The sequence below is a fragment of the Clostridium algifaecis genome (assembly GCF_017874415.1).
GTDB classification, from domain to species: domain Bacteria; phylum Bacillota; class Clostridia; order Clostridiales; family Clostridiaceae; genus Clostridium_B; species Clostridium_B algifaecis.
Genome location: NZ_JAGGLM010000020.1, coordinates 1 through 14,639 on the forward strand (window position 1 = coordinate 1; position 14,639 = coordinate 14,639).

General features: G+C 30.8%; 9 protein-coding genes, 1 pseudogene and 1 other annotated feature. Of the genes and pseudogenes, 9 read left to right on the top strand and 1 reads right to left on the bottom strand.

Features of this window, described 5'->3' with window-relative positions; translation table 11 throughout:
- Positions 1–363 precede the first annotated feature (363 nt).
- From J2Z42_RS14790 to J2Z42_RS11850, 5 genes and pseudogenes are all read left to right on the top strand, one after another.
- Positions 364–2,039, top strand: a pseudogene (locus J2Z42_RS14790) (ATP-binding protein).
- A gap of 123 nt (positions 2,040–2,162) precedes the next feature.
- Positions 2,163–5,453, top strand: a complete 3,291-nt coding sequence (locus J2Z42_RS11835; protein ID WP_209702984.1) for a cell wall-binding repeat-containing protein — start codon at positions 2,163–2,165, stop codon at positions 5,451–5,453.
- A gap of 160 nt (positions 5,454–5,613) precedes the next feature.
- Positions 5,614–6,750, top strand: a complete 1,137-nt coding sequence (locus J2Z42_RS11840) for a TolC family protein (RefSeq protein ID WP_209702985.1) — start codon at positions 5,614–5,616, stop codon at positions 6,748–6,750.
- 35 nt (positions 6,751–6,785) lie between these two features.
- Positions 6,786–7,940: a TolC family protein gene (locus tag J2Z42_RS11845; RefSeq protein WP_209702986.1), complete on the top strand. Its 1,155-nt coding sequence runs from the start codon at positions 6,786–6,788 to the stop codon at positions 7,938–7,940.
- Positions 7,941–8,234: 294 nt separating this feature from the next.
- Positions 8,235–8,624, top strand: a complete 390-nt coding sequence (locus J2Z42_RS11850; protein WP_209702987.1) for a hypothetical protein — start codon at positions 8,235–8,237, stop codon at positions 8,622–8,624.
- 32 nt (positions 8,625–8,656) lie between these two features.
- Here the strand turns inward: J2Z42_RS11850 and J2Z42_RS11855 are convergent, their stop codons facing one another.
- Positions 8,657–10,378: a WG repeat-containing protein gene (locus tag J2Z42_RS11855; RefSeq protein ID WP_209702988.1), complete on the bottom strand. Its 1,722-nt coding sequence runs from the start codon at positions 10,376–10,378 to the stop codon at positions 8,657–8,659.
- Between the two features lie 285 nt (positions 10,379–10,663).
- Here J2Z42_RS11855 and J2Z42_RS11860 point away from each other — a divergent pair, with 285 nt between their 5' ends.
- From J2Z42_RS11860 to J2Z42_RS11875, 4 genes are all read left to right on the top strand, one after another.
- Positions 10,664–11,518: an SLAP domain-containing protein gene (locus tag J2Z42_RS11860; RefSeq protein ID WP_209702989.1), complete on the top strand. Its 855-nt coding sequence runs from the start codon at positions 10,664–10,666 to the stop codon at positions 11,516–11,518.
- A 29-nt stretch (positions 11,519–11,547) separates the two neighbouring features.
- Positions 11,548–11,604, top strand: a sequence feature (sodium ion sensor (DUF1646 type); this cis-regulatory element may regulate processes involved in with the transportation of sodium ions).
- A gap of 127 nt (positions 11,605–11,731) precedes the next feature.
- Positions 11,732–12,916 (top strand): cation:proton antiporter, encoded by a 1,185-nt coding sequence (locus J2Z42_RS11865; RefSeq protein WP_209702990.1) that lies wholly within the window; start codon positions 11,732–11,734, stop codon positions 12,914–12,916.
- 105 nt (positions 12,917–13,021) lie between these two features.
- A complete protein-coding gene (locus tag J2Z42_RS11870; protein WP_209702991.1) occupies positions 13,022–13,939 on the top strand; it encodes a branched-chain amino acid transaminase in 918 nt (305 codons plus the stop codon).
- 123 nt (positions 13,940–14,062) lie between these two features.
- Positions 14,063–14,623: a hypothetical protein gene (locus tag J2Z42_RS11875; protein ID WP_209702992.1), complete on the top strand. Its 561-nt coding sequence runs from the start codon at positions 14,063–14,065 to the stop codon at positions 14,621–14,623.
- Positions 14,624–14,639: the final 16 nt, after the last annotated feature.

The following is a 14,639-nucleotide window of genomic DNA, read 5'->3' on the forward strand; positions in this document are numbered from 1 at the left end:
AATAATAAAAAATATAATAAAGCAGCCTAGTTAAAGGGCTACGCCCAAAAGAAGTTGAGCGAAGCGAAATAACGCGGCTATGGCCGCTTTTTTATTTATTAAATAATTAGTTATACCAGTTGCTATTGTGCAACTAAAATATATACTGCAAGGTGTTAGGCCACCTTGCTTTTATTTTTGTCCTTTGTTAATTTAATTATACCAAATTAATTTTTTATTTCAATGGTAAGTTTGTTGTGTAGAGTATAAATATATATTTCACAGTAAAGTAGATTAAAAAAATTCGAAGAATCTTTACATGCTGTATTATTTCACTGTAAAATGGTAAAATTAGATAAAGAAACGTATGAGGGAGTTGTGAATATGAAAAGGATACCCTATGGAATTTCTAATTTTGAAGTTTTAAGAGAAGAAGATTATATTTATGTAGATAAAACATCTTATATAGAGCTATTAGATAGATATGCACCTTATCAGTTTTTTATAAGACCTAGAAGGTTTGGAAAAAGTTTATTTATATCCATGCTGGAGAACTATTATAGTATAAATAAAAAGGATAAATTTAAAGATTTATTTGGAGATCTATATATAGGTAAAAAACCTACAAAAAATAAAAATAAATTTCTTGTTTGGAAAATAAGTTTTGCAGGAATAGATTCAGGACATGGTGAAGAAGATCTTAGAAAAAGTTTTAATTTTAAAGTCATATCATCTGCAACAGAATTTTTATATAAATACTATGATTTATTAGGAGAAAAAAAATTGCCTTTTGAGGATATGAGTGCTGAAATGGTAGTATCTCATATAAATATGCTAAGCAAAACAAACAATCAGCAGATATTTGTCCTTATAGATGAATATGATAATTTTGCCAATGAGTTAATTACTGGAGGAAAGCAGGAAACTTATAAGGGCATACTTCACGGAGAAGGTTTTGTTAAAGTTTTTTATAAAGCTATAAAAGATGCCACCATGGACAATTTTACAAGGATATTCATGACAGGAGTAAGTCCTATAATGCTGGATGATTTAACTAGCGGATTTAATATAACAAGAAACTATACTTTAGATGAAAATCTTAATGCAATGCTTGGTTTTACAAGAGATGAACTTTCATGGATTATGGATGAAGTTGGTTTAAATGACGCAAACCTTAGAAAAAAGATATGTAAAGATATGTAAAGATATGTAAAGATATGACTGAGTACTATAACGGATATAAATTTAGCGAAAATAGTCAATCTGTTTTCAATCCGGACATGGCAATGTATTTTCTTGATGGTTATTTATTATATAACCGTTATCCTAAAGAAATGATAGATAATAATGTAAAAACAGATTATGGCAGGGTCAATCAGCTGGCATATAATTTTAATGATAGAGAAGCTTTAAAGGAAATAATGTCCACCGGTGAAACATCAACAATTCTTGTAGATAGATTTAATATTCACACTATGTACAGCGAGAAGGAAAATTTTAAATCTCTGCTGTTTTACCTTGGAATGCTCAGTATAAAGGAACAGGGCCCAGGTGGAACAATACTTAGAGTACCTAATTACGTAATCAAGACTATTTATTGGGAACAGTATTTTCAGAAGTTAAATACTGAGTACGATATACAGATGAAAAATGTTAGAGATGCAGTAACTGAAATGAGAATGTGTGGAAACATTGAACCCTTAATAAACCTTGTAAAAAGTATATTGGAGGATTTGTCTAACAGAGATTTAATACAGATGGATGAAAAAAATGTAAAGATGATGTTCCTTACCCTTTTGGGTGTAGATGGCACTTATTTCATAAAAAGTGAAGATGAAAACAATAAAGGCTATGTAGATCTAATGCTTAAAAGAAAAATTCAGCTTAAGGATATAACTAAATTTCAGTGGATTATAGAATTAAAGTATATAAAGGAAAGTGACAGGAATACTTTAGAAAAAGTAAAACAACAGGGACTAAAACAGCTTAAAATGTATGGAGAGAGTAAAAAGAAAGTATTAATCATTGCTGTAGGAAAAAAAGACATTTTTATATGGTGATAGGTGTCTGTTAAAAAATGTAAGCTACCCCATAGGTGATACCATATTTTGCTACCACCTATGGGGTAGTTTTATGGTACAATATTCATATAATAGCAAAAATGATTGGAGGTAGCAAATTATATGAATAAAAATGGAATAAAAACTATAGGTAGTGCAGCTGCCCTGTCTCTTATAATGTCAACACTGCCAGCAGCAGCTGCAAAAGCTGCACCTGGACAGGTTACCCAATTAGGTGGAACTGACAGTTATGAAACTGCTGCTAAAGTTGCAACTACTAATTGGACAAGCACTGATAATGTAATACTTGTATCCGGTGAAGGATATGCAGATTCGGTAAGCGCAACAGTTCTTTCAAAACAATTAAAGGCACCAATACTTTTGACTCAAAGTGCATCTTTAAATAGTAATGCTAAAAGTGCACTGGATATATTAAAGCCTAAAAACATATATGTTGTAGGTGGAAATGCTTCTATATCCCAATCTATAAGAAATACTCTAAAAAATTCAGGCTATAATTTAATTGAACTTGGCGGCAGCAATAGATATGAAACAAATGCTGCTGTAGCGAATGAACTTGTCAAACTTGGAGTAGATCCTGCAAATGCAATGATGGTAGGGGGAAATGGATTCTCCGATGCATTATCTGCTTCATCAATAGCAGCTGCCAAGGGTGAGATACTTCTACTTGGCAATAATGATGAAACTGCAATGAAATCTGTACTTGATTTTATAAAAGATAAAAGCTCAAAAGTTACAGTAATAGGAACTGAAAATACTGTAGGTGATAAAGTTTACAATGATATTGCTGCAGCAAACAGAGTAAATGGTGGTTCAGACAGATTTGCAACAAATCTGAATGTTTTAAATTCTTTTTCAGGAGATTTGAAATCTGACAAGTTATATATAGCAAATGCAAGTGGTGCAAGATATCAGGATGCACTTATAGCAGCATCTCTAGCAGGAATAAATTCCTCTCCATTGGTATTGATTGGAGGAGATGGAGATACTCAGACTCAAAATGCGATAAGTTACATCAAGTCAAATTCAAAGAGTACCACTGACTTGAATCTTATATCGGAAAATGGAGTAGTTTCAGGAACTTCCATTTCAGATATAAATTCAGCAGTTTCACAGTATGATAATACTGCTACAGTTAATTCTGTAACTGCTAATAGTTTAAATCAGGTTAAAGTAGTTTTTAATACTCAGGTGGATAGACTTTCGGCAGAGAGAACAGGAAATTATGAAATAGATGGAAATGGACTTCCTTCTGCTACAGCTACACTTCAGGAGGATGGGAGAACTGTTATTATAAACTTTTCTACTCCCTATACTCAATCTAAAGATGTTGATTTTACAGTTAAAAATGAAGTACTTGCTAAAGGTTCAGGAAACACTATAGCTAAATATGAAAAACACATAACTTTTCAAGAAAATGGTGTACCAACTCTTGATTCTGTAACATCTATAGGTGGAAACAAACTAAGAGTTAAGTTTTCAGAACCTATTAGAATTAGCGATGACAAATTATCATCTATCAAGATTAACAGAAGAAGTGTAACAGGATATGGATTAAACAAGACCTATACTAAACTTAGAGATGTATCGGGTGATTGGGCAGATGGAGTAGATTTATATTTTAATTCACCTCTTCCTATAGGCAGCAATACATTAATCATGCCAAATGGAGATTCAGGAAGTAAATTTGATAATGCAGCAGGTATTCCTTTTAGTACTGTATCTCAAAGTTTCACTGTAAATTCCTCCAGTGGAAATCCTCAGGTTGATAGTGTAACTAGCAACAATACTGATACTATCTATATAAAGTATAATCAACCTGTAGATGAGCAGACAGCACTTGAATCTTCAAATTATAAGATAAATGGTAAGACAGTAACATTAGATGATTCTTATGTTAACTTTGATTACAATTCTGGTGATACTGTAGTTAGAATAGAAAAAGTAGATGACCTATTGCAGAAGGGTGAGAATACGGTAACTGTAAGCAGTAATGTTCAAGATACTTTTGGAAACAGTATTAAAGATTCTACTGTAAATTTTTATTTAGGAGATAATAGTGGTAAGCCTAAAATTACATCTTCAAGTATAATAGACAGTGAAACTATACGTATTAAATTCAATAAAGAAGTTACAAGAAGCTATGCTCAGGATAAGGGAAATTATACTATTACTGACTCTGATGGAAATGACATAACTTATAAAATAGATTCCATAAATTCAATATCTATAGATGGAAACAGTAACACTAATTTTGATATAAAATTAAAAGATGATGCATTGAAAGGATCCAAATATACTTTAACTATAAAGAATGTTGCGGATACAAGTAGCCCTGCAAATATAATGGATACTTATACTACACTTCTTGCAGGTACAGATGATGAAGGATTGAATGTTACAAAAATAGTTAGAAGAGCAGATAATCCACAGGCTGTAGCCATATTCTTTAATAAAACTATGAATGATTCAGATCTTCAAAATGCATCTGATTATATGTTTAAAAATGGAGATGGTGATATAAAAAGTCTTCCAGGAAGTGCAATTATAACACCTTCTTATGATTATAAGAGTGTAACTATTGAATTTCCATCAGGTTATAAATTAGGCAGTGGTAGTGGCAGTTCAAGTGTACTTCAGATGGGAGTTAAAAATGTAAAAGATACTGATGGCGATTCGCTTGATTTAGGATCTTATATGGGAGATATAAGTATAGATAATGATAGTTACGGACCATCAATAATAGCAGGTACTGCAAAAATGACCTTTGATGGCACAAATATAACAGTTAAAGTTTCATTGACTGAAGCACTTGATAGTTTTGATGTTAATGATTTTACAGTTGATGGATATACTCCAGATAGTGGCTATACTAGTGGAAATGATGTAATACTCACATATAGATCTGGAGTTAAAAATAACCAGAAAATAAATGATATAAAGAGATGTTCAAGTACAACATTGAACATAGGAAATACTAATTCTATGGATGCTGCAGGACGCAACATAAGATCAGGATCTACTACAGTATATGTTCCTCCAATGATTAATAAAGATATGTTTATGTCAAGTAGTAATACTTATAATAATAATATAACTGTAGTATTTAATCAGGATATAGATGATGATCTTGTATCATCTTATAATGATGATTTTATATTCAAAGATAATACTACAGGAAAAAATCTTAATGTAACAGGGGTAAGTATAGATGGCAAAGATGTAATTTATAGATTTAACAATGATTCAATACACAAGGGAGATAGCGTAACTATTTCTGCAAATAACTCCTCTAGTATAAATATAAGAGGTGAAAACCACAACACAACGGGATATTCAACCTATGTACCTTCGCAGGATGATTTGAACGGGTATACTATAAGCATAAATTAATTTAATCATAAGTAAAATATTACCTATATTTATATCCACAATTTGGATGTATTTATGGGTAATATTATTGTGGAAATAATCCCATATTTATGATAAAATTATTCTATAAATTGTTAGTATAAGAACAATAATCATTTTAATGCAGTGAAAGGAGGAGAAAATGAATAGATTTAATATATTAGTACTGACTACAACAATTTGTTTGGCATTTGGTAGTACTGCTTTTGCACAAGGAAATACTCTTAATATAGATGGCTCCATTGATTCTGCCATAATAAATTCATATAAAGTAAAGAGTGCAGATATTTCAATAAAGCAAGCTCATAATTCCTATAATGAAGATGTTAAGAATGCAAGTTCTTATGATGATCAATTAGATAAAGGTGGGGGATCTTTAGATCAATATACTAAGTTAACTTTTATGCAGAAGATAAGTGACTCTCCAAAAGAAGATGAGTTTTCTGAATATAAATACAATCAAATGAAGAGTGTAGCTGAAAATGAGATAAAATTGTCTGCTTATAATCAGTATACTGCTGTTATGAATGACAAAGATGCAGTAGATCTTGAAAATCAGAAATTTAATAACGCAACTGAGCAGTATAATAGTGCCAAATTAAAATTGAATATTGGAACTATATCACCATCTGATGAAAAAAAGGCAGAATCAGATTATATTACAGAAAAAAATCAACTCAGAAAAGCTCAGAGACAGTATGATCTGGATATTGAAAATATGAATAAAATCATTGGAACTGATATATATGCAAGATATGATGTACTTCTTAAGGATAAACTTACGGAGTCACCTTACATAGGGAGTTACAGTGAATATTTAAATGATGCCCTTAAAAATAGGGCAGAGATTTTAATTGGGCAGAAGAATATAGAACTTCAAAAGTTTGAATATGATACTGCAAATGGTGTTTTCCCAAATAAACAGAGCATTCCAAATAGACTTGCTCAGGCTAATATAGATAATGCAACTGATAGCTTGGAAATTCAGAAACTTGATATAACTTCAGAGGTAAATGGCTTATACAATGATCTTCAAGTCAAGGCTAGAATGCTTAAATCAAAGAAAGATGCTCTTAACCTTGCACAAACTAATTATGATACTGCTAGAGTGAAATATAATATAGGGGTACTTAGTAAAATAGATTTTAACTCGCAAGCTGCCAATTTAAAAAGTGCGCAGAATGATTTGAAATCTGCAGAAAGAGCTATATGGATGGCACAGTTTAAATTGCAATTAGCCTGTGATATAGGAAGTGATACTTCTAAGCTTTCCAATTAGTTATAAGATTTTGATATTGAAGGGGAGGTAAAATAATGAAAAAAAAATTAAGTATAGTAGTTGGACTAGCACTAACTCTAATTACTGGTAGTACGTGTTTTGCAGCAGCTGCAGGAACGCCAGTTAATAGTACAATAAGTAGTACAAATAGTATTGTAGGAAGTGCTACTCTTACTTTAGACCAGGTACTTAATGATATAGAAAAAAATAGTTTGTCAATCCAAACTAAAAATCAGAAAATACTTTTATATCAGAGACAATTTGATAGAGATAATGCAAATGTAGAAAATATAAATGCTAGTGGTGCAACTCAGGTTAACTATCCAAATGGCCAGTATGTAAATATAAAGCTTCAGACAGATGTTCTGCCAAAGTCAGATGAACAGAACATAAAGGATGCAAAACATGACAGGGATGATTCCCTTCAAAACCTTAAATTTTCTACAGAACAGCAGTACTTGAATGCTTTAAGCAATCAAGACCAGATAAATACAATCAATGATCAGATAAAAAATGTAGATGCTCAGATAGCACAGACTAATGCTAAAATAGAACAGGGAGTACTTACTAATAATGACCTTGAAACTTTAAAAGTCCAGAAGAGCCAGCTGGAAGCATCACTAAATCAACCAAAAGCCCAGCTTCAGCAGAATTTATTAGGCATCAAGCAGGCTATTAATATGAATTTGGATGGGAATTTAACTTTAGTTTCAACTCAAAAACAATATTCAGTTTTTAATGACAGCAATATACAAGATATAATTGATAAGGCTACTGAAAATAATTATAATATAGGTAAAATAAATAATAATTTGACTATACTCAATATAAAAGAAGATATATACAAGCAGTATTCTTATAATGATGCATCTGGAGAGGTAAGTACAGGATTAAGTATACAGGATCTTCAAAATAGTTTGTATGATACTAAAATGAATATTAAGACAAATCTATGGAACAGCTATTACAATTTAAAAAATCTAGAGGACACTGTAGCAACTGAAAATGCAAAAGTTGAGAGCGATCAGTCAAATTATGATACTATAGCTGCAAAGGTTGCACAGGGTACATTAACTCAGCTCCAGGCAGATTCGGCAGCTCTTTCACTTAAAAGTGAGAAGGTTAACTTGAATAATGCTGAGAACAATTATATGGTAGCAAGAGAACAATTTGAATATAATCTTAAATAAGCTACTTCAAATTCAATAGTATATTATGGAAACTATGTTAAATAAAAATTTAGCATGGTTTTATTTTTTATGATTAAATATACTGGAAGCTTATTTAGTACATTAAAGGATTCTAATGGTGATACTGCTTATTATATTCCATCAAAAAATGATAATATAGGTAATACAGTAGTAGTTGGAGAAAATTAAATTTTTATTAATAACAGTACAAGCACTATAAAATAATTTTAGATGTGATAAAATTAGATTTGAAATAATTACATGGATTATATAGATTATATGGAGGATGACAATATGAAAAAAAGTTTTAAAAAATTAGGAGTAATAGCTGTAATTCTAGCATTATTTGTATCATTTACAGCATGTTCATTTGGAAAAAGTTCAACATCTAATGCACAAAAAACAACTCAGAATGCTAAAAAAGATCAGGAACCTAAGATAACTGTAAATGAAAGCAAAACTGCTCAGCTTAAAAAGGAAAAATCCCTTATGAATGGAAAGGTATATGTGCAAAACAATAGAGCTATAGCTACTATGGTAGTTAAAAGTGGTGTAAGTGACAGTGAAGTAAAAACTCTTGCACAGAAATATGCTAAAGAGTTAAAGACTGAATATAAAAGTATTCCAGTAAGTGTTATGGCTGTAAGGGATAATAAAAATGTTGCAAATGTAACAATTAAATAAAAATAACACCATAGGGGTAAACCCCTGAGGTGTTATTTTTTTATTACAAAATCCATCTTTGTAACATATGAGTCTAGTTTTTGATTTGATTTATTTTCTATATCATTGAGTACTGTAATAGTATATTTTTCATTAGTTTCATATCCATTATAAGGAGGATTTATTATTATAGTATCAGGACTTTCAAATTTGAAAGTTACTCCTGCGTAGTTTCCACTGCTGTCAGTGACTTTAATGTTATTTTGCATAGTCATATCTATACTGCTTATAGTAGTTTTACCCTTATCAGGATAATCGTATGTTATAGTTTTGTCATCTAGTGGATTATTAAAGTGTATTTTCCATGCTTTAGAAGAATCTGTTTCAGTCTTATCTGAAATAAATCTTATGCTTGAATTTTTGACAAGCGTACAGTTGTTATCCTTTAGTGTTAAAGCACAACCATTATCAAATGAAGAAGCACTATCAAAATCATAGCCGATAGTAGTAGAACCAAGCCTGTCAATATATCCCCATTCTAAATCTGTAGTTGTACCTTCCGGACCATTGTTTTTTTCAACTGCAGCAAGTCCTTCTTTAAAATCAGAGGCAGCATCAAAAGTTGGTTCTATTATTGTATCTCCCCTGTCATTTATAAATCCGTATTTATTGCCTTTTTGTACTCTTGCCAATCCTTCTTGAAAAGCATATATTTTATCAAATTCAGACTTATATGTTATTTCACCGGACTTGTCTATAAATCCGTATCTATCGTGTGATTTTACTATGGCTTTACCTTCGGTATAAGTGTCTATCCAGTCAAACTGAGGTGATGCAATTATTTTACCTGAGCTGTCTAAAACTCCAAAGAGTCCATTTTTACTTACAGTCCACATGTCTTCACTATTATAGGTAATGTTGTCATAATCAGAATCAAGCAATGCTTTTCCAGTACTATCTAGTGTGCCAACTTTTCCATCGTTTGTGTATTTAATCAGATTTTTATTTAAAAATGTTAAATCATCATATTTTGGTTCCATTATTATTTTGCCGTTTGTATCAGCAAGTCCCCATTTTTTATCTTTTTTTATAGGAACTACTCCATTTTCAGGGGATTTCATTTCGTCAAAATTGAGTGCAGTGAAGTTGCCACTTTTATCTAAAAGTCCCCAGGCAGATCCTTTTTTTACAGCAGCATAGTCGTCATTAAAATCACGAGCATCATCTAATGTACAGTCAGAAAGAAATTTACCATTTTTATCTACAAATCCATATTTAGTACCTTTTCTAACTACCATAAATCCGTTTTTATATCCGTACACGAAATCAAATTGAGGGTCACAAATTACAACTCCTTTTTGATTTATAATTCCCCACTTGGAATTCAGACTTATTTCTGCAAGGCCTTCCTCTGAAAAATCTGATATATCATCAAATTTAGGTTCCACAAGTATGTTTCCATCTTTGTCAGCTAATCCATATTTAGAACCTTTTCCAATTTTAATATATCCATTTTTAAAATAATATATAGAAGTGTATTCAGGTTTCAATAATAATTTGCCATTAGCATCAATTAATCCATAAAGTCCATTTTTGCTAATTTTGGCAGTTCCATTTTGAAAAGTAGATATGTTATCTGCAGGTATATTCAAATTTGTAATTGAATATTGATTATTTTGGCTTGCAAAAACTTTATTATTAGAAAATATTTCAAAGTTAAGAAAAATAGATAGAAATAATACTATACTAAAACATATTTTAAAATTTTTTCTCAAAAATCTCTCCTCCCGACTAATTTTGATTATTAATATTTTAGTATATTATACCATCTATTATGCTAAATTAGTATCTTTAATACAATTACAAATTTTTTACATTATATTAAGCCAGATTCCAGAATATGAACATTCTGAAAATTTACTGTTTGTGTAGAATAAAGCAATTTGTTATAGTATAATTATAGTAAGAATTTTACTTTGTTTGATTTTACAAAATTGTTATGTTATATTAAACTAAGAAAAATTAGAAGTATGTTTATTTTGAAGATTCGGGGGTACAAAATGGTAAAGAAAACAGAAAATAATGCAAGTAAAACTGATAAAAGCCAGTACGTTTCTACAAAACTATCGCTTTTAGAAAAAGATAATGTTGTAATTTCAGATGTACATAAGGAAATTTTGGAAGATGAAATAAAAGAACTGCCGCCAATAAAAGAAGGACAGCTTAATGTCTCGGGTGTATACATATATGACCAAGGAGATAAGTTTGAAGTTAAAATATATGTTAGAAATGGTGTTTCCGATAATTTGAATTTGGAGGATATACCTCTTGTAATAAAAAATTCTAAAGATGAAATTCTAGCAGCTCAGACTTTTGATTTAAGAGGACTTGGACAGCTTCCACCTCATTCTGTCAGACCTATAAAGGTTTACTTTGATAAAGAAAATGTAAAGGTGGATAGCATTCCAAATGATGATTGGGAAATAGCCTTAAATGGTACTTTTAAAATAACTACAAGGGTTAAAACTAGTTATGAAGGTTTGCCTGAAAAAATTAGTGATGAAGATAGGCTTGTATTTGAAGAATTTTTAGAGAGCTTGCCTGAACTTGAAGAAGGCGAATTCAGTATATCAACTTTCAGCATTGGAATTAATACAGATGGTGTTATATTGGTTACTTGTGTTATGAGAAATGCAGCACCTAAACCAATTACGCTTAATAAGGTTCCTATGACGCTTTTAAATGAGGAAAAAAAGATAGTTAATTCAAATGAATTTGAGCTGGATAATTTCACTGTTAGCCCATATAGAGCCAGAGTATGCAATTTTGCATTTAAGACTAATGTTAAACCTGAAAAGAATCAGGAGCTTAAAGATTGGTCAATAGTTTATAAGCTTTATAGATATAAGAAATAGACAAATAAAATTGATTTAAGATGTTTTTCGGTTGGGTAAATTTGTATTTACTTTCAAGAGAGATATGACTTTTGGGGTGGAAAGTCCTTTATTAGGGCTTTCCTTTTTTGTAGTTAAATTAATTTATAAATCTGTTATGAGTTTGCTAATAATATAGATAGATATAATAAATATGTCAGTTAAATTAATTATAAATTTGTTAGGAGTGTTTGTATGGAAAAAACTTTGTTGGACATTGCCATGATTCTCGTGTTTACAAAAATAGGAGGAATTATAAGCAAAAAGGCCAAAATGCCAGAGGTTTTAGGTGCATTGGTTGCAGGTGTGATACTTGGACCAGTTGTTTTAAACCTCATACAGTATGACAATGACATAAAACTTTTATCTAACCTTGGGGTTATTATGCTAATGTTTGTTTCAGGGCTTGAGACTAATATAGATGAATTCAAAAAGGCTGGATTTACAGCATTTATAATTGCACTCTTAGGTATTATGCTGCCGCTTATTTTAGGGACTTTAGGTGCATTTATATTCTTCCATAATGTTGTGGAAAATATTTTTGTAGGAGTAATTTTAACTGCTACAAGTGTGAGTATTTCTGCTGAAACTCTTAAAGAGTTAGGTAAGCTTAATACCAGGGCAGGAGTAAATATTCTTGGAGCGGCAGTAATAGATGACGTTCTGGGACTTATACTTATATCTGTAGTACTTGCAGTGGTTAATTCATCTGGATCTGGCGGTTTTGGAGCGGCTGGTATGTCATCTCTTATACTTGTATTTATAAAGATAGCATTATTTTGCATAGCTTCTATAATTGCCATAGTGTATCTGCCAAAATACATAAATAAATTTACAATGAATGCAAAGCCAGGCAAGGAAATGCTAACATTTTCAATAGCAGCAGGTCTTTTTGTTGCATGTATCGCAGAGTATTTGGGGATAGCGGCTATTACAGGTGCTTATATATGTGGACTTGTACTTTCATCAATTTCACATAGAGAATATCTTGAGAGAAATGTGAGGGCTATTTCATCAGGATTTTTGTCACTTATATTTTTCGCAAGTGTGGGTATTGAGGCAAACTTAAAGGGACTTAATATGGAGGCTTTATATATAACATTGGTTATGTTTGTTATTGCTGTGATTGGCAAGATAATTGGCTGTGGTGGTGCTGCAAGAATACTTAAGATGACAAGAAGTGAATCACTTCAGATCGGGGTTGGAATGATTTCAAGAGGAGAGGTTGCAATAATTACTGCGAATATAGGACTCCAGCAAAAGATTATATCAGAGGAAATATTCCTTCCAACTTTGATTGTTGTAATACTTACTACAATTGTAACTCCTATTTTGCTCAAAATGGCATTCTCTCATAAAAATGAAAAATTAATAAACTAAATATTGACTTAATTTTTGTATAGAGGTATATTTAAATATAAACGTACATTGAATTTAGATAAAACAATTAAATTCTTTTTTTAAATTACACAAGGGGGCTTTTTAATGTCAAAATCATACGTATTTTACCAGGGAAAAATTGTAGATGAAAGCGAGGTAAGTATCGGTATAAGAAGTAAAGCTTTCAACTATGGTCTTGGATGCTTTGAGGGAATCAGAGCTTATTGGGACGAAGACCAAAATCAACTTTATGGATTCAGATTAAAGGATCATTATACCAGATTACTTCAATCAGCAAAAACACTTAATCTAAAAGTTCCATATACTGTAGAGGAACTATCAAACTTTACAATTGAACTTTTAAAGAAAAATAATTTTAAGCGTACTACTTATATAAGGCCTATAGTTTATAATGATGCACAGGATATAGGACCAAGTCTTACAACTCCTGATACTAAAGTAGTTATATACTGTCAGCCTTTGGATAAGTATGCAGGAAAGTCAGAGTTAAGTGTCGGATTTGTATCATGGAGAAGACTTGAGGATAATATGCTTCCACCAAGAACTAAAGCTACAGCAGCTTACTTGAATTCTGCACTGGCATCACTTGAGGCACATCAGGCAGGATATGATGAAGGATTATTCTTGACTTCAAATGGACATGTTTGTGAAGGACCAGGAGAGAATGTATTTATCTATAAGAAGGGTAAATTAATAACTCCACCAGCTTCTGACAATATCCTCGAAGGAATAACAAGAGATTTGGTTATTAGATTAGGTAAGGAAGAATTAGGATTGGAAGTTGAAGAAAGAAGTATATCAAGAACAGAACTTTATGCATCGGATGAAGTATTCTTCAGTGGAACAGCTATGGAAGTTACACCAATAATTGAAGTAGATCATAGAACTGTTGGAGCAGGAAAAGAAGGAGAATTATGCAAGAAGATTAAAGAATTATTCTTTGGTTTAACTGTAGGTAAAAATCCTAAATATGCAGAATATTGCACTCCTGTTTACAAATAAGATAAATTTCTTATGATTTTGAGTAGAGTCAATTTTGAAAATTAACTCTACTCAATTTTTTATTGAAAAATTATTGATTGTCTCCTATAATAAAATTGTTAACTGTCAATTGGAGGTAATTTTATGACTAACAGGTTAAAGAGATTTTTAGCTATTTTTTTAACTATTGTGGTGATTTTAGCTGCACTTGCATATTTGATTACATGGAATTCTTCAAGTATGATTGTTTCTCAGACACCATCTAAAGAACTGGCTGAAAAAATTATTAACATACCAAAAAACAATATGAGTATAACCCTGACTAATGATGAATTGAATCAACTTATAGATCTATATCCTATAGGAGAAAATAGTTTTGGGGATTTAAAAGTAAAAAACATATATACAAAAATAGCAAATGACAAATTTGATATTTATTTACCCTCCAACTATAAAGGTATAGATATACTTATATACACTTCTGGAAAGATATATTTAGAGAATGGAAAAATAGTTTATGAAATAAGCAGTTTTAAAATTGGAAAATTGATTTTACCTAAAAAAATTGTATTGAACACTATAAAGAACAAAAACATAAAGAATGTTTCACTGAAAGATGATAAAATATTCATAGACACGTCTGTATTCCAATTTAAAATGAAAGATATTAAGTTAAAGGATAGCACTATTACAATCAGATTTTAAATATTTTGGTGACAGG

What these genes read in the sequence shown, in the direction of transcription:
- J2Z42_RS11835 (WP_209702984.1), top strand. Translation starts at nt 2,163, where the DNA reads ATGAATAAAAATGGAATAAAAACTATAGGTAGTGCAGCTGCCCTGTCT.
- J2Z42_RS11840 (WP_209702985.1), top strand. Translation starts at nt 5,614, where the DNA reads ATGAATAGATTTAATATATTAGTACTGACTACAACAATTTGTTTGGCA.
- J2Z42_RS11845 (WP_209702986.1), top strand. Translation starts at nt 6,786, where the DNA reads ATGAAAAAAAAATTAAGTATAGTAGTTGGACTAGCACTAACTCTAATT.
- J2Z42_RS11850 (WP_209702987.1), top strand. Translation starts at nt 8,235, where the DNA reads ATGAAAAAAAGTTTTAAAAAATTAGGAGTAATAGCTGTAATTCTAGCA.
- J2Z42_RS11860 (WP_209702989.1), top strand. Translation starts at nt 10,664, where the DNA reads ATGGTAAAGAAAACAGAAAATAATGCAAGTAAAACTGATAAAAGCCAG.
- J2Z42_RS11865 (WP_209702990.1), top strand. Translation starts at nt 11,732, where the DNA reads ATGGAAAAAACTTTGTTGGACATTGCCATGATTCTCGTGTTTACAAAA.
- J2Z42_RS11870 (WP_209702991.1), top strand. Translation starts at nt 13,022, where the DNA reads ATGTCAAAATCATACGTATTTTACCAGGGAAAAATTGTAGATGAAAGC.
- J2Z42_RS11875 (WP_209702992.1), top strand. Translation starts at nt 14,063, where the DNA reads ATGACTAACAGGTTAAAGAGATTTTTAGCTATTTTTTTAACTATTGTG.